A 15,998-nucleotide genomic window follows, 5' to 3' on the forward strand; every position below is an offset into this window, starting at 1 on the left:
AAAAAGCCCGCTCCGTCGTTGCTTTAAGTCGCGTCCCCCGTTGAGAACGAGGTGCGCCGGTTCGCCTCCGGCTGTCAGTCACGGTTGCAAGAGAGGAAGCTACCTTCAACGGCATCTCTTGAGAGAGATGCTGGCCTCGTCGCGTTGCCGCTTGGAGACCCTCGGCTCTTCATCCCTTGGCGGCTGTCCGGCCTCTTGTCCGGATACCTACCGACTGACACACGACCACGGGCACGTGCGAAATTGGGCAAGGCTGGAGATAGGTGTTTCGATGCCGGGCCGCAAGATTTTTTTTGTCTTAACCGGAGAATTATCCCGGCTCGTCGGGAAGCGTTGCCGATCAATCACACCGGCAGCGGCGAAGCTGAACGTCTGTTCAAGTTCGTCAATAACGACGGGGACAATTATGACGGCGGTGCGTCGGCGCGGCGGCTGGCCGCGGAGCCAAATCAGGCGCGCTTGAAGAACGGTTCGATGCGCTGCGCGTTGCGGATGAAGCCGACCATGATCACTACGCCGATCACGAACAGGACCACCTGCAGGATGTGGGCGGCGCTCTCGCCGAGACCGAACAGGATCGCCAGTGCCCACCCGCCCGCGAATGCGGCTCCGAACACCTCGGCGCCAATCAGAATGGCGGCGCTGATGACGGTGATGACGCTCGGCCAGGCGATCTGGCGCGATCCGGCGGCGGTGGCAGGCTTGCTCATGGTTCGAAGGTCCTTCTGGCGGGCGCAATCTAACGAAATCGCCCGCGTCGGCAAGCGCAAGCCGATGATCCCGTAAAGTGTCAGCAGTGGGGCGTCTGGCGCGCCTTGCGTAATTTACCAGCAGCAACAAGGCAATCCGGGCGCAAAAAAGCCGTACGCAATGGTATATGTCGTGCGATTACGAGGCCCCGCATTCAGGATGGATTGATGTCAGAAAGCTCCGGACCGATTGCCGCACCCGCTGATGCCGGCAATCCGCTGCTGGCCGCCTGGACCACCCCGTTCGAGACCCCGCCGTTCGCCGAGATCAGGCCCGAGCACTTCATGCCGGCCTTCGAGCAGGCGTTCGCCGACCATGCCGGCGAGATCGCCGCGATCGTCAACGATCCGACCGAGCCGGACTTCGACAACACCATTACGGCGCTGGAGCGCGCCGGTAAGCTGCTGAACCGGGTCGCCGCGGTGTTCTACGACCTGGTGTCGGCGCATTCGAGCCCGGAGCTGCTGAAGATCGACGAAGAGGTGTCGCTGCGGATGGCGCGGCACTGGAATCCGATCATGATGAACGCGGTGCTGTTCGGTAGGATCGCGGCGCTGCGCGACAAGGCGGCGCTTTTGAACCTGACGCCGGAGCAGAGCCGGCTGCTGGAACGCAGCTACACCCGCTTTCACCGCGCCGGCGCCGGCCTCGACGAGGCCGCCAAGGCGCGCATGGCCGAGATCAACGAACGCCTGGCGCAGCTCGGCACCAGCTTCAGCCATCATCTGCTCGGCGACGAGCAGGAGTGGGTGATGGAGCTCGGCGAGGGCGATACCGAGGGGCTGCCCGACAGCTTCGTGGCTGCCGCCCGCGCTGCGGCCGAAGAGCGCGGGATGCCCGGCAAGGCGGTGGTGACGCTGTCTCGGTCGTCGGTCGAGCCGTTCCTGAAGATGTCGAGCCGGCGCGACCTGCGCGAGAAGGTATACCGCGCCTTCATCGCCCGCGGCGACAACGGCAATGACAACGACAACAACGCGATCATCGGCGAGATCCTGAGCCTGCGCGAGGAAAGCGCCAAGCTGCTCGGCTATCCGACCTTTGCGGCCTATCGTCTCGAAGACTCGATGGCCAAGACGCCCGAAGCGGTGCGCGGCCTGCTCGAGCGGGTGTGGAAGCCGGCGCGCGCCCGCGCGCTCGCCGACCGCGACGCGTTGCAGGAGCTGGTTACTGAAGAAGGCAGCAACTTCAAGCTGGCGCCGTGGGACTGGCGCTACTACGCCGAAAAGCTGCGCCAGCGCCGCGCCAATTTCGACGACGCCGCGATCAAGCCGTATCTGACGCTCGACGGCATGATCGCTGCGGCGTTCGACACCGCCACGCGGCTGTTCGGCATCACCTTCGAGGAACGCAAGGACGTCCCGGTGTGGCATCCGGACGTCCGCGTGTGGGAGGTCAAGGATCCAAACGGCGCGCATCGCGGGCTGTTCTACGGCGATTATTATGCCCGGCCCTCGAAGCGCTCCGGCGCCTGGATGACGTCGCTGCGCGATCAGCAGAAGCTCGACGGCGCGGTGGCGCCGCTGATCATCAACGTCTGCAACTTCGCCAAGGGCGCCGGCGGCGAGCCGTCGCTGCTGTCGCCCGACGATGCCCGCACGCTGTTTCACGAGTTCGGCCACGGCCTGCACGGCATGCTGTCGGACGTGACCTATCCGTCGCTCTCCGGCACCAGCGTGTTCACCGACTTCGTCGAGCTGCCGTCGCAGCTTTACGAGCACTGGCAGGAGCAGCCGCAGGTGCTGCGGCAGTTTGCCCGTCACTACCAGACCGGCGAGCCGCTGCCGGACGACCTGCTGCAGCGCTTCATTGCCGCCCGCAAGTTCGGCCAGGGCTTCGCCACCGTCGAGTTCGTGTCCTCGGCGCTGCTCGATCTCGAATTCCACACCCAGCCGGCCGCCGGCATCGGCGAGATCCGCGCCTTCGAGCGCAAGGAGCTCGACAAGATCGGCATGCCGGAAGAGATCGCGCTGCGGCACCGGCCGACCCAGTTCGGCCACATCTTCTCCGGCGATCACTACGCCTCGGGCTACTACAGCTACATGTGGAGCGAGGTGATGGATGCCGACGCGTTCGGCGCGTTCGAGGAGGCCGGCGACATCTTCGCGCCGGAGGTGGCCAAGCGGCTGCGCGACGACATCTATTCGTCCGGCGGCTCGCGCGATCCGGAGGAGGCCTATGTGGCGTTCCGCGGCCGCAAGCCGGAGCCCGACGCGCTGCTGCGCCGCCGCGGCCTGCTCGACACCCCGGAGGCCGCGTAGCCGCATGATCGGCCTATTGCGCCGCGCCGCCGTCCGCTACGCGCTGGTCGCGGCGGTCGTGGCCCTGTTCGGCTTCGGCACCGCCGAGGCCCACCCCCACGTCTGGGTGACCTCGACCAGCGAATTGGTTTATGCGCCGGACGGCTCGTTCACCGGCGTCCGCCACGCCTGGGCGTTTGACGACATGTTCTCGACCTATGCGCTGCAGGGCATCGAGACCAAGGAGAAGGGCGTCTATAGCCGCGAGGAGCTGGCGCCGCTGGCGCAGACCAACGTCGAGTCGCTGAAAGAGTTCGCCTACTTCACCTTCGCCAAGGTCGGCGGCAAGAAGCAGAAGTTCGGCGAGCCGGTCGACTACTATCTGTCCTACAAGGACAACGTGCTGACGCTGCACTTCTTCCTGCCGCTGAAGACGCCGGTGAAGAGCAACGAATTGTCGGTCGAGGTATTCGACCCGAGCTACTTCATCGACTTCTCGTTCGCCGAAAAGAACCCTGTCAGCCTGGTCGGTGCGCCGTCCGGCTGCGCGCTGAACTTCCAGCGCCCGACCGACGGCAGCGCCACCGCGCAGCGGATGAGCGAAGACAACTTCCTGAACGGCGATAACTCCAACTACGGCGCGATGTTCGCCAACAAGATCGCGGTGACCTGCCCATGACGTCTCATCGCCGGTTTGCGGTTGCCGCCTTGTTCGTCTGCGTCGCCGCGCTCGTGCTCGGCGACGCCACGCTGCATGCGGCGTTCGCCCACAATCCGTTCGGCGCGCCGAAGGGGGCGCCGGAGCCGCAGGCCGGGGGCATCATCGGCTGGCTGCTGGCGCAGCAATCGGCGTTCTACAAGCAGATGTCGGCGACGATCCGCGCCGCCAAGGCCGACGGCAGCGCGGTGTGGACCCTGCTGGCGATCTCGTTCGCCTACGGGGTATTCCACGCCGCCGGACCGGGCCACGGCAAGGCGGTGATCTCGTCCTATCTGGTCGCCAATGAAGAGACCGCGCGGCGCGGCATCGCGCTGTCGTTCGTCTCGGCGATGCTGCAGGCGGTGGTGGCGGTACTGATCGTCGGCATCTGCGCCTGGCTGCTGAATGCCACCGCGAGCACGATGTGCAGCGCCGAGCGCGCGATCGAGATCGGCAGCTACGCGCTGATCGCGCTGTTCGGCGCGCGGCTGGTTTGGGTCAAGGGCGGCGGCTTCCTGCGCGCCCTGCAGACCTCGATGCGCAAGCCGCAGCTGGCGATGGCCGGCGTGCCGGCGGCGCTGACGGATCACGACCATCACCACCACGATCATGATCACGACCACGCTGGGCACGGCCATGCCCACGCCCGCGCGGCGCATGGCGATCATCAGCACCATCATCATGACCATGGGCACGGCCACGACCACGCTCATGCGCATAGCCACCACGATCACCACCATCATCACGGCCCCGGCGAAGCCTGCGACCATTGCGGCCATTCGCACGGGCCGGAACCGAGCGAGCTCGCCGGCCCGGGCGGCTGGCGCCGCGGTCTTGGTGCGGTGCTGACCGTCGGCATCCGCCCCTGCTCGGGGGCGATCCTGCTGATGGTGTTTGCGCTCGCCCAGGGCTTGTTCTGGGCCGGGATCGTCGCCACCTTCGTGATGGCGCTGGGCACCGCGATCACGGTCGCGACCATCGCGGTGGCGGCGGTGTCGGCAAAGGGGCTGGCCCGCAAGCTGGCTGCACAGCGCGACGGCGGCGGCATGCTGGTGATGCGGGGCCTCGAGTTCGGCGCCGCCGGTCTGGTGCTGCTGCTCGGCTGCGGACTTCTCCTAGGGTATGTCGCAGCCGAACGTGTGACGTGTCTTTAACCAGCAGCCTGCAAATCTGCGCCTTGCGTGGGTTTCAGCAAAACCCGACGGCGGCTTGTGCGTAGATGATCAGGACACCATGGAACCGCCCTCGCGATGCCGCGGTGTACGACGCACTGACCGTCACCGCGTCGTCTTGACAACGATAGGCCAAAGCGCGAAGCCAGCAGCAACATGAGCGTCATTGTTCCGATCCATGGACCAGCGATCGCCCCGGCGCCCGCGCCGGAGCGGGTCGGTGTGCTGTTGGTGAACCTCGGCACCCCGGACAGCTGCGACACCAAGGGCGTGCGCATCTATCTGCGCGAGTTCCTGTCGGATCCGCGGGTGATCGAGAACCAGGGGTTGTTCTGGAAGCTGGCGCTCAACGGCATCATTCTGAACACCCGTCCGGCCCGCAAGGCCAAGGACTACCAGAAGATCTGGAACCACGAGAAGAACGAGTCGCCGCTCAAGACCATCACCCGCGCGCAGGCCGAGAAGCTGTCGGCATCGCTGGGCGATCGCGGGCATCTGATCGTCGATTGGGCGATGCGCTACGGCAACCCGTCGCTGCGCGACCGGATCGAGGCGCTGGTGGCGAAGGGCTGCACCCGGCTGCTGGTGGTGCCGCTGTATCCGCAGTATTCGGCCGCCACCTCGGCGACGGTGTGCGACCAGGCGTTCCGCGTGCTGCGCGAGCTGCGCGCCCAGCCGACGCTGCGGGTGACGCCGCCGTATTATCGCGACCCGGCCTATATCGACGCACTGGCGACCTCGATCAAAGCGCACCTCGCCTCGCTGTCGTTCGAGCCCGAACTGATCGTGGCCTCGTTCCACGGCATGCCGCAGGCCTATATCGACAAGGGCGATCCCTATCAGGCGCAGTGCGTGGCGACCGTCGAGGCGCTGCGCGAGCGGATGGGCGTTGCCGACGACAAACTGCTGCTGACCTTCCAGTCGCGGTTCGGCTTCGACCAGTGGCTGCAGCCCTACACCGACAAGACCATCGAGGCGCTGGCCCGCAAGGGTGTGCGCAAGCTTGCCGTGGTGATGCCCGGTTTCTCGGCCGACTGCCTGGAGACGCTGGAAGAGATCGCGCAGGAAAACGCCGAGATCTTCATGGAGCATGGCGGCGAGGAATTCACCGCGATTCCCTGCCTCAACGACTCCGATGCCGGTGTGCAGGTGATCCGCCAGCTCGTACTGCGCGAGCTGCAAGGCTGGCTGTAATCAAGCGAAGGCTGTCGTCAACGCCAGCCTTCCGCGACCAAATCCCCCATCGTCGAACCTGGATTGCGGCGACCGCGACCCACCAGTGTTGCGCCGTGCCGGCGCACGCATCACCATGACCGCACGGATGCCAAAATCCGGCGAGGAGAGTTTGCATGTTTTATGATCTCAGCGGGTTCGATGTGGTGTCCATCGTTCTCGTCCTGCTGGTGATCCTGACGCTTTTCGCGGGCGTCAAGACGGTGCCGCAGGGCTACAACTGGACCATCGAACGGTTCGGCAAGTTCACCCGGACGCTGTCGCCGGGCCTCAACCTGATCATTCCGTATTTCGATCGCGTCGGCCGCAAGATGAATGTGATGGAGCAGGTGATCGAGATCCCGCAGCAGGAAGTCATCACCAAGGACAACGCCACCGTGACGGTCGACGGCGTCGCGTTCTACCAGGTGTTCGACGCCGCCAAGGCGAGCTACGAAGTCGATAATCTGCAGCAGGCGATCATCGTACTGACCATGACCAACATCCGTTCGGTGATGGGTTCGATGGATCTCGACCAGGTGCTGTCGCATCGTGACGAGATCAACGAGCGGCTGCTGCGCGTCGTCGATGCTGCGGTGTCGCCGTGGGGCATCAAGGTCAACCGCATCGAGATCAAGGACATCGTGCCGCCGAACGACCTGGTGGAGGCGATGGGCCGGCAGATGAAGGCCGAGCGCGTCAAGCGCGCCGACATCCTGCAGGCCGAAGGCCAGCGCCAGTCGGAGATCCTGCGCGCCGAGGGCGCCAAGCAGGCCCAGATCCTGCAGGCCGAGGGCCGTCGCGAAGCCGCGTTCCGCGACGCCGAGGCGCGCGAGCGCTCCGCCGAGGCCGAAGCACGCGCGACCCAGATGGTGTCGGAAGCGATCGGCAAGGGCGACGTCGCGGCGCTGAACTACTTCATCGCCGACAAATACATCAAGGCGTTCGGCCAGCTCGCCGACTCGCCGAACCAGAAGGTGATCATGTTGCCGGTCGAGGCGATGAGCATGCTCGGCTCGCTCGCCGGCATCGGCGAGATCGCCAAAGCGACCTTCGGCGAAGGCGCTGCTTCCGCGCAGGCCGCCCGCCGCGGTTCGGTGCCGCCGACGACGCCGGTGCCGCCGGCGCGGTGAAACGGAGGCCGCTGCCATGACCGCGATCCTCGCCGCGCTCGGCGCCTGGAACTGGCTGATCTTCGGCCTGGTGCTGATGGCGCTGGAGCTGCTGGCGCCGGGCGTCTTTCTGTTCTGGCTCGGGCTCGCAGCACTCCTGGTCGGAGTGTTTGCACTGCTTCTGGAGCCGGGATGGCAGGCGCAGATCCTGCTGTTCGGTTTGTTCGCCGCTGCCGCGGTGCCGCTATGGCGGCGGATGGCGCGCAGCGGCGACGTCGAGGTGCACGCCAGCAATCCGTTCCTCAATCGCCGCACCGACGCTTTGGTGGGGCGGGAGTTCACACTTGAGAAGCCGATCGAGGGCGGCGTTGGAACGGTGCGGATCGACGATACGGTGTGGCGCGTGTCCGGCCCCGACACGCCTGCCGGCAGCCGCATTCGGATCGTTGCGGCGGATGGCGTGCAGCTAACTGTAGCGGTGGTTTAGGCCTTCTCCCGATCCTTCAAGCGAAGGGGCACCATTCTGGAAGGGGCGTCATCCTGAGAGCCTGCCCGGAAATGCGGGAAGTGAAATCAAGCACTTTCGTTTCAACCCGTCATGCCCGGCCTTATGCGGCCATCCATGTCTTGCAGCGAAAACAGCAGGAAAGGCGTGGATGGCCGGGACAAGCCCGGCCATGACGAGCCTAATCGTCAATTGAACGGCTTATGAAAGCCTCTCAATTAACTGGCCGCATTTCCAGTCAGGCTCTCAGGCGCGCGAATGCTTAAGCGACGCCTGCGCGGAGCAGGTCGTGCAGATGCACGATGCCGAGCGGCTTCTTGCCTTCGGCGACCAGCAGCGCGGTGATCTTCGAGGAGTTCAGCAGTTCCAGCGCCTGGCCGGCGAGCAGGTTCGGGCTGATCGTCTTCGGATTCCGCGTCATCACCTCGTCCACGGTGGCCGTCATCAGGTCGGACCGCATATTCCGGCGGAGGTCGCCGTCGGTGACGATGCCGGCGATCTGACCATTGCTATCGATGATGCCGACGCAGCCGAAACCCTTGGCGGACATTTCGACCAGCGCATCCGACATCCGGGTGCCGAGCGGCTTCAGCGGAATCGCTTCGCCGGTGTGCATCAGGTCACGCGCGTATTTCAGCATCGCGCCGAGCTTGCCGCCCGGGTGCAGTACGCTGAAATCGCCCGGGGTGAAGCCGCGGCTTTCGAGCAGCGCGATCGCCAGCGCATCGCCGAGCGCCAGCATCATCAGTGACGAGGTGGTCGGCGCCAGATTGTGCGGGCAGGCCTCGCGCGCCTTCGGCAGCGTCAGAGACACGTCTGCCGCGGTCGCCAGCGTCGATGTCGGGTCCGAGGTCATCGCCACCAGCGCGATCTTGAAGCGCTTGGCGTAGTTGATCAGGTTCTTCATCTCCGGCTGCTCGCCGGACCAGGACATCGCGAGAATGATGTCGTCGGCGGTGATCATGCCGAGATCGCCGTGGCTCGCCTCGGAGGCGTGCACAAAGAACGCCGGCGTGCCGGTCGACGCAAAGGTCGCGGCGATCTTGCGGCCGATATGGCCGGACTTGCCGAGGCCGGTGATGATCAGGCGGCCCTTGGCGTTCTGAATCAGGTCGATCGTGGCGGCGAAGCGCACGCCGAGATCGGATTGCAGCGCGGTGGCGAGCGCGGTCACACCGCTGGCTTCAGCCTCCAGGGTGCGCAGGGCCGAGGGGATCGCGGCGGCAGCTTGCTCGCTCATTGCGGGTATCTTGGTGTGGTTTTTGGACAGTGCCATGCAGGGTCTCCGGCATGGGCCGCGAAGCGGCCGGGCCTTCTCCTAGCATGCCGCCGGCCGGGATGCGACGCAGCCGGTCCCAGCCTGCCGCCGTTCTCAACCGCTCCTTAACCATAGTTGTTTTAACTCCATTAACGATGAGGAGTGGCGCGTCTGCTCCTCATCGTTGTTCAGGATTCTGATTTCGTTGGAGTTTTTGCAGTCGTGACGTGGGCTCCAGCATCGGGCCGCCGCTCTCGCACAGCTTTGTGCGCCGGTTCCGCATGCCTGGCGCTCGCTGCGATCGGCACGACTCCGGCGGCTGCGCAGAGCCTGACCCGCGATCTGTTCAACCCACAGCGTGGCGGCTTTGTCGCCACCCAGGACCTGCCGCTGCGGCCGACGCCCGGCGCCGCGACCAGCTCGGCATCCCGGGGGCGCAACGTTTTCACGCAGCCCCAGGACGATGACACCAATACGCCGCTGCGGCCGACTTCGACGGCGGCGCTGCAGCCTCCGCCCGGCAGCGCCAATCCGGACAATGCCGGCGTCGCCTACGACGCGCTGAACCGAAAGCGCCAGCGGCCGAAATACTATCCGGGTGCGCCGCGCCCGAAGGCCGTGGGACCGGGATCGCCGATGGTCACCCCGGCGCCGCCGCCGGCGCGGCCGCTGCCGCCGTCGCAGACTGCCGCCAAACCGCCGCTCCCGCCCGCGCTCGCCGGTCGTGTGCCCGGGCAGCCGACGCGTCGGCAGCTCAAGACCGACGACGATCCGTTCGGTCCGGTCGGTGACTACGCTGGCAGCTTCCTGATCAAGGGCGCGCTCGAAGTCGGCGGCGGCTACGACACCAACCCGGCGCGCACCAACACGCCGCGCAGCTCCGGCTTCTACAAGGTGGCGCCGGAACTGATGATTACGTCGGATTGGGAGCGGCACGCGCTGGTGGCCGATCTGCGCGGCGCGTTCACCGGCTATGGCCACGACTTCAATCCGCCCGCCGGAACGGTGTCGCCGGCGCCGATCAGCCTCGACCGGCCGGAGTTCAACGGCCATGTCGACGGCCGGCTCGACGTCAGCCGCGACACGCATCTGATCGGCCAGGGGCGCCTGATCGTCGGCACCGACAACCCGGGCAGCCCGAACATTCAGGCCGGCCTGACTAAATATCCGCTGTTCACCACCACCGGCTTCTCCGGTGGCATCGATCAGAGCTTCAATCGCCTGCAGGTCACCGCGGTCGGCAATTTCGATCGCACCGTGTATCAGGACTCGCAGCTGACCGATGGCACCAGCGACTCGAACAAGGACCGCAACTACAATCAATATGGCGGCGTCGGCCGGGTCAGTTACGAGCTGAAGCCGGGCCTGAAGCCGTTCGTCGAGATCGAGGGCGACACCCGCGTGCACGATGTGCCGGTGGATCGCTATCTGTATCTGCGCGGCTCCAATGGCGGCTATGCCAAGGGCGGCACCAGCTTCGAACTGACGCGGCTGCTCACCGGTGAAATCTCGATCGGTTATGCGACGCGAACCTATGTGGACCCGCGGCTGGAGAAGCTCGGTGGCCTGCTCACCACCGCCTCGCTGGTGTGGACAGTGACGCCGCTGACTACGGTGAAGTTCAACGCCGACACCCAGATCTCGGAATCGCCGCTGCCCGGGGTGTCGGGCGTGTTCACCCGCACCTATACGGCGGAGGTCGACCACGATTTCCGCCGCTGGCTGACGGCGATCGGCAAGTTCACCTACGGCACCTACGACTATCAGGGCTCCGGCCGCTCCGACCGAATGAATTCGATCGAAGGCAACCTGATCTACAAGCTGAACCGCTCGGTATGGGTGAAGGGCCAGCTTCGCTACGACAAGCTGGATTCCAACGTCGTCGGCGGCAGCTACGACGCCACCGTGGTGATGCTCAGCGTCCGGCTGCAGAACTGAGGCCGCGCGGCGTTCGACGCCGTCGAAGCCGGCTTCAATCGCCGGCTAATCGTTGAGGGCCGAGGCCTCCGGCCGCCACGTCAGCAATCGCTTCTCCAGCGCGGTCAGCAGTCCTTCGGCGACCAGGGCCACCACGGCGATGACGATCATCGCGGCGAACACGCCGTTGGAGTCGAATGAGCCCTGGGCGGTGGCGATCAGCAGGCCCATGCCTTCGCGGGCGCCGAGGAATTCGCCGACGATGGCGCCGACCAGCGCGAACCCGAAGCTGACATGCAGGCTCGCCAGGATCCACGACAGCGCCGAAGGGATCACCACCGAGGTCGTCACCTGCCACGGGCTGGCGCCGAGAATCCGCGCATTGGCGATCAGGTTCTTGTCGGCTTCGCGCACGCCCTGAAACGCATTGGCGAATACCACGAAGAACACCATCACCACCGCCAGCGCGACTTTCGACGCCGCGCCCAGCCCGAGCGCGACGATGAAGATCGAGCCGAGCACCACGCGGGGAATCGAATTGGCGACCTTGATGTAGATCGAGAACACGTCCGACAGCAGGTGATTGCGGCCGAGCGCGATGCCGCACAGCACGCCGAGCACGGCGCCGATCAGAAAACCGGCGCCGGCCTCGTAGATCGTCACCCACACCTGCCGCCACAGCGGCCCGATCGAGGTGCCGTTCTGAATCCAGTCGATCAGCTTGAGCACGATGCCGCTCGGCTGGCCGAAGAAGAACGGATCGATCACGCCGAACCGTACGCCCAGCTCCCAGCCGGCGATCAGCACCACCAGCACCGCGAGCCGCAGCACCAGCACCAGCCGCGCCCGCCGCCGCATGCGGACAGCCATTGGCTCGGCGCGAATGCCGGCGGGTTTGTTCATCGATGTATCGGTCATCGGCTCGCCTCCACGTCATTGCGAGCGAAGCGAAGCAATCCAGGCCTCATCCGCGGCCTCTGGATTGCTTCGTCGCTGCGCTCCTCGCAATGACGGTCGCGTGGCCTCCTCATTGCCCCGCCCTCGCGCGCAGGACTTCTTCGCGCAGGTCGTCGCTGATGCGGCGGGCGATGGCGATGAAGCGCTCGTCGTAGCGGAGCGTGGCGACGTCGCGCGGGCGCGGCAGGTCGATGGCGTGCACCGACTTCACCCGCGCCGGACGCGTCGTCAGCACCGCGACACGGTCGGCCAGCAGGATCGCTTCGTCGAGGTCGTGAGTGACGAACAGCACCGCGGAGCGCGCCTGCGCCCACAGCTGCAGCAGTTCTTCCTGCATCAGTTCCCGGGTCTGGACGTCGAGCGCCGAGAACGGCTCGTCCATCAGCAGCACCTGCGGATTGTTGATGAAGGTCTGCGCCAGCGCCACGCGCTTGCGCATGCCGCCGGACAGTTGATGCGGATGATGATTCTCGAAACCCTTCAGCCCGACGCGGACGATCCAGTCGCGGGCTTGCGCCTCGGCATCCGCCTTGCCGACGCCGCGAAACAGCGGACCGGCCATCACGTTGTGCAGCACGCTGCGCCAGGGAAACACCGCGTCCTGCTGAAACACGAAGCCGACGCGGCGATCGACGCCATCGACCGGCGCATCGAACAAGGTGACGCGGCCGGCCTGCGGTTTCGCCAGTCCGGCGATCAGTCCGAGCGTCGTCGACTTGCCGCAGCCGGTCGGCCCGACGATGGCGCAGAACTCGCCGGGCGCGATCGACAGGTCAAAATCCTCCAGCGCCGACAGCACCTCGCCCGACGGCGTCACAAAGCGGCGGGCGACCTGATGGAGTTCGACGGCGGAGGGGCTAGTCATGAGCAACTACTCGCATCTGAAATAATGCGCGAGCCGCGAGCGCGGCGCGCTCCCTCTCCCGCTTGCGGGAGAGGGTTGGGGTGAGGGCGACGCGGGCACAGTGCCTGTGGACCCCCACCCCCGACCCCTCCCCGCAAGGGGGAGGGGAGAAGACGCGTCGCGTCACTCCATGCTCGTGTGCATTGGCCCGATCGACAGGCATCGTCGCCCTCACTGCCCAGCATTCGCCTTTGCCACGAATTCCGTGGTGTAGGTCTTCGCCAGATCGACGGTCTTGCCCTGCAGGTTGGGCGAGAAGCTGGCCAGGATCTTGGCGACGGACTCAGGCGCGCCGCTCGGCATCATGCCGTCGGGCGAGTACTGCACCTTGCCGTCCTGCAGGCCTTGGACGTAGAGCGCGCGGTCGCCGGCGTAGTAATCCTTCGGCATCTTGTCGGCGATCTCTTCGGCCGAATGCGCCTGGATCCATTTCAGCGTCTTCACGAAGGCGTTGACCAGCTTTTGCACGGTGGGCTTGTTGGCCTCCATCCAGCCGCGGTCCATGTACAGGCAGGCGGCCGGGTAGTCGCCGTCGAGCGCCTTGCGGGTCTCGTCCGGCGAGCGCAGGTCGATGCCGATCTTGGCGGTGCCGGAACTCAGCGCACGCTGCACGGTCGGCTCGGTGGTCATGCCGGAGCTGATTTTTCCCTGCTGCATTGCCGCCAGGAAGGTGTCGCCGGCCCCGACCGGCACCAGCGTGTAGTCCTGCATCTTCAGGCCAGCCTTGGCGGCGAGCGCGCGGGTGAGAAAGTCGGTGGCCGAGCCGAGACCGGTGACGCCGAGCGCCAGGCCTTTCCAATTCGCCGGCTGTTTTAGCTTGTCCGCCTCGGCCGCCTTCACCAGCACGACCTCGCCGGGCGCGACCGAGAACTGCACCACGTCGGTGATGAACTTGCCCTTGGCCTGCAGGTCGATGGTGTGATCGTAAAATCCGACGACGCCTTGGACTTCGCGTGCCAATAGCGCGGTCGCGGCCTGCGAGCCTGAGGTCGAGTTGAACAGTTCGACGTCGAGCCCTTCCTCCTTGAAGAAGCCGAGCTGGGCGGCGAGCTTGGCCGGCAGATAGATCTGCTTGTCGATGCCGGCCACCATGATCTTCAGCGACGTCTGCGCAGCCGCCGGCACGGCGGTCAGCAGGACGGCAAACAGGGCGGCGACAACTCTGCGCATCGGCGTTTCCTCATGACGTTCGCGGCTCGCAGGCCCAGGCGGGCCGCGACGCGTGTCACGCATCAGGACGCGGGGTGCGGCAATCTGTCAATGCCGGTCGCGCGCGCCGCTGCGCCCGCCGGGGAACCCGTCAGCCGCGCCAGCGCGGCCGTTCGGCCTTCATCCGCCGGAAGCGGACACCGGAGCCATCCGGCAGGCGGGTGGCGATGTAGCCGGCGGCGAGGCAGGCTTCGCGCTGCGGCATCTTCTCGTCGGGCGCATAGGTCGAATCCCACCACGCCGCCCGCTGCGCCGCGCGCGGCAGGTCAAAGCCGAGCATCTCCTCGATGGCGTCGATGCTGAGCACCAGCTCCGGGGCGGTCTGCTGCGCCAGATACTCTCGTAGGGGTTCGTAGGATTTCATCGGGCGCCGTGGTTGGTCGAAGGGAGCGGATGGATGGTCGTTTGGAGGACGCTAAGTGCGTTCTCCGGCCGAGTCCGACGTTATGCGGTGAAACAGCGTGTTAACCCCGCATTACGTCAATAGCGCAACTTAAGCGCTCTGCAAGACATTGCGTGGAACCTGAGATGATGGACACGCACGCTCTGTTCGACAGGATCAGCAAGGAGCTCCACCGTCGGCGCCGGATGTCGGCGCGGGTGATGGTGATGTTTTCGCTGATCACCGTGCTGGGTTTTTCCGCTGTGTGCGGCAGCGTGCTGCTCGACATGCGGCGCGGCGCCGAAGAGCTGGCGCGGCAGACGCTCGAAAATCTCGCCGCCTCGATGGACGCCGACATCAATCGCAATGTCGAGCTGTACGACGCCTCGCTGCGTGCGGTCGCGTCCAATCTGGTGCTGCCCGAACTCAGTCAGGTCGACGCCCGCCTGGCGCGACTGATCCTGTTCGATCATCCGGTCACCGGTCCGCATTTCGGCGCGATCCGGGTCTATGACGAGCACGGCAATCTCACCCGCGATTCCGCCCTGACCAACCCGCCGAAGGAGAACCGGGCGAGCGAGCCGTTCTTCACGGTGCAGCGCGACGAGCCATATGCCGGGCTGTACATCAGCAAGCCGCAACATGTCGACGGCCACTACTCGGTGATCCTCAGCCGACGTGTCACCGGCTCCGACGGCACGTTTCTCGGCGTCGTCGCCGGCTCGATCAAGTTCGGTTACTTCCAGGACCTGTTCAAGCGGCTGCGGCTGCGCCCGCAGGACATGATCGCGGTGATCGCGCACGACGGCACCCTGATCGTCCGCACCCCGTTCGAGCCGGAGCTGATCGGCAAGAACATGCTGTTCACCTCCGGTGCGCAGAAGATGTTCAGCCGCCGCAACGGCTGGTTCGCCGGCACCGGCACGCTGGACGGCGTCCAGCGGATGTTCGTGTGGAGCGACAGCACCAAGCCGCTGGTGGTGCTGGTCGCGAAGTCGTGGAACGACATCTATGCGATGTGGCGCAAGGAGGCGATCTGGATCGGCATCGTGCTGCTGGTGCTGGCCGGCTTCGTCGCTGCCGTCACGGTGTTCTTCATCCGCGAGATCGAGCGCCGCGCCGCGGCCGAGCGCCGGCTCGAGGAGCTGGCCACCACCGATCCGCTGACCGGGCTGACCAACCGGCGCAAATTCGACGCCGCGATCGACACCGAGTGGCGCCGCGCCATCCGGCAGAACACGCCGATCGCGCTGTTGATGATCGATGCCGATCACTTCAAGGCTTACAACGACAGCTTCGGCCATCAGGCCGGCGACCAGATGCTGGTCGGGATCGCGGTGTGTATCGCCGACACCGTGCATCGCGCCGGCGACTGCGTCGCCCGGTTCGGCGGCGAGGAGTTCGCGGTGCTGCTGCCGGGGCTCACCGCGCCGGCGGCTGAAGCCATCGCCGAGACCATCCGGCGCAAGGTCGAGGAATGGTCGGATATCGAGGGCGGCGTCACCGTGTCGATCGGCGTCGCCAGCACCACGCCGATGGCTGCGCATCAATGGCACGATCTGGTCGAAGCCGCCGATCGTGCGCTGTATGCGGCCAAGGAACTCGGCCGCAATCGTTGCGTCGTCGCCGTGCGCGGCGAGGTCACGCTGGTGGCGTAACCTCTCCGGCGCTCCGGCGCCGCGC

At 66.0% G+C, this 15,998-nt stretch carries 14 protein-coding genes; 8 read left to right on the forward strand and 6 right to left on the reverse strand.

Annotated elements, in window-relative coordinates; all coding sequences use genetic code 11:
- Positions 1–449: 449 nt before the first annotated feature.
- Entirely contained in the window at positions 450–710 is a 261-nt protein-coding gene (locus VRZ08_RS16975) for a hypothetical protein (protein WP_107343034.1), read from the reverse strand.
- Between the two features lie 207 nt (positions 711–917).
- On the opposite strand from VRZ08_RS16975, the gene VRZ08_RS16980 reads away from it, so the two are divergent.
- The 6 genes from VRZ08_RS16980 (at position 918) to VRZ08_RS17005 (ending at position 7,670) form a co-directional block, all read left to right on the forward strand.
- Positions 918–3,008, forward strand: a complete 2,091-nt coding sequence (locus VRZ08_RS16980) for a M3 family metallopeptidase (protein WP_264054333.1) — start codon at positions 918–920, stop codon at positions 3,006–3,008.
- 4 nt (positions 3,009–3,012) lie between these two features.
- On the forward strand, positions 3,013–3,666 hold the full coding sequence (locus VRZ08_RS16985) for a DUF1007 family protein (protein ID WP_414533278.1): 654 nt from the start codon (positions 3,013–3,015) through the stop codon (positions 3,664–3,666).
- A complete protein-coding gene (locus tag VRZ08_RS16990; RefSeq protein ID WP_414533279.1) occupies positions 3,663–4,841 on the forward strand; it encodes a nickel/cobalt transporter in 1,179 nt (392 codons plus the stop codon). Before VRZ08_RS16985 ends, VRZ08_RS16990 begins: the two co-directional genes overlap by 4 nt.
- Positions 4,842–5,015: 174 nt before the next feature.
- Complete coding sequence (gene hemH / locus VRZ08_RS16995; protein WP_263990638.1) at positions 5,016–6,053, forward strand: ferrochelatase; 1,038 nt, start codon at positions 5,016–5,018, stop codon at positions 6,051–6,053.
- A gap of 155 nt (positions 6,054–6,208) precedes the next feature.
- Positions 6,209–7,204 (forward strand): SPFH domain-containing protein, encoded by a 996-nt coding sequence (locus tag VRZ08_RS17000; protein WP_414533280.1) that lies wholly within the window; start codon positions 6,209–6,211, stop codon positions 7,202–7,204.
- Between the two features lie 16 nt (positions 7,205–7,220).
- Entirely contained in the window at positions 7,221–7,670 is a 450-nt protein-coding gene (locus VRZ08_RS17005; RefSeq protein WP_263990640.1) for an NfeD family protein, read from the forward strand.
- Positions 7,671–7,950: 280 nt separating this feature from the next.
- Here the strand turns inward: VRZ08_RS17005 and VRZ08_RS17010 are convergent, their stop codons facing one another.
- A complete protein-coding gene (locus VRZ08_RS17010) occupies positions 7,951–8,964 on the reverse strand; it encodes a KpsF/GutQ family sugar-phosphate isomerase (RefSeq protein ID WP_119019693.1) in 1,014 nt (337 codons plus the stop codon).
- A 204-nt stretch (positions 8,965–9,168) separates the two neighbouring features.
- Between VRZ08_RS17010 and VRZ08_RS17015 the strand changes: the two genes are divergently transcribed.
- Entirely contained in the window at positions 9,169–10,884 is a 1,716-nt protein-coding gene (locus VRZ08_RS17015; protein ID WP_414533281.1) for an outer membrane beta-barrel protein, read from the forward strand.
- A 45-nt stretch (positions 10,885–10,929) separates the two neighbouring features.
- On the opposite strand, the gene VRZ08_RS17020 is transcribed toward VRZ08_RS17015, so the two are convergent.
- From VRZ08_RS17020 to VRZ08_RS17035, 4 genes are all read right to left on the reverse strand, one after another.
- Positions 10,930–11,781, reverse strand: coding sequence for an ABC transporter permease (locus VRZ08_RS17020; RefSeq protein ID WP_408018908.1), 852 nt, complete (start codon positions 11,779–11,781; stop codon positions 10,930–10,932).
- Positions 11,782–11,890: 109 nt separating this feature from the next.
- A complete protein-coding gene (locus tag VRZ08_RS17025; RefSeq protein WP_414533282.1) occupies positions 11,891–12,685 on the reverse strand; it encodes an ABC transporter ATP-binding protein in 795 nt (264 codons plus the stop codon).
- 210 nt (positions 12,686–12,895) lie between these two features.
- Positions 12,896–13,894, reverse strand: coding sequence for an ABC transporter substrate-binding protein (locus tag VRZ08_RS17030; protein ID WP_414533283.1), 999 nt, complete (start codon positions 13,892–13,894; stop codon positions 12,896–12,898).
- Between the two features lie 130 nt (positions 13,895–14,024).
- Complete coding sequence (locus tag VRZ08_RS17035; protein ID WP_107354323.1) at positions 14,025–14,297, reverse strand: hypothetical protein; 273 nt, start codon at positions 14,295–14,297, stop codon at positions 14,025–14,027.
- A 167-nt stretch (positions 14,298–14,464) separates the two neighbouring features.
- Here VRZ08_RS17035 and VRZ08_RS17040 point away from each other — a divergent pair, with 167 nt between their 5' ends.
- Positions 14,465–15,973, forward strand: a complete 1,509-nt coding sequence (locus VRZ08_RS17040; protein ID WP_107357392.1) for a diguanylate cyclase — start codon at positions 14,465–14,467, stop codon at positions 15,971–15,973.
- The last annotated feature ends 25 nt before the right edge of the window (positions 15,974–15,998 follow it).

This window comes from Rhodopseudomonas sp. G2_2311 (genome assembly GCF_047501505.1).
GTDB lineage: Bacteria > Pseudomonadota > Alphaproteobacteria > Rhizobiales > Xanthobacteraceae > Rhodopseudomonas > Rhodopseudomonas palustris_H.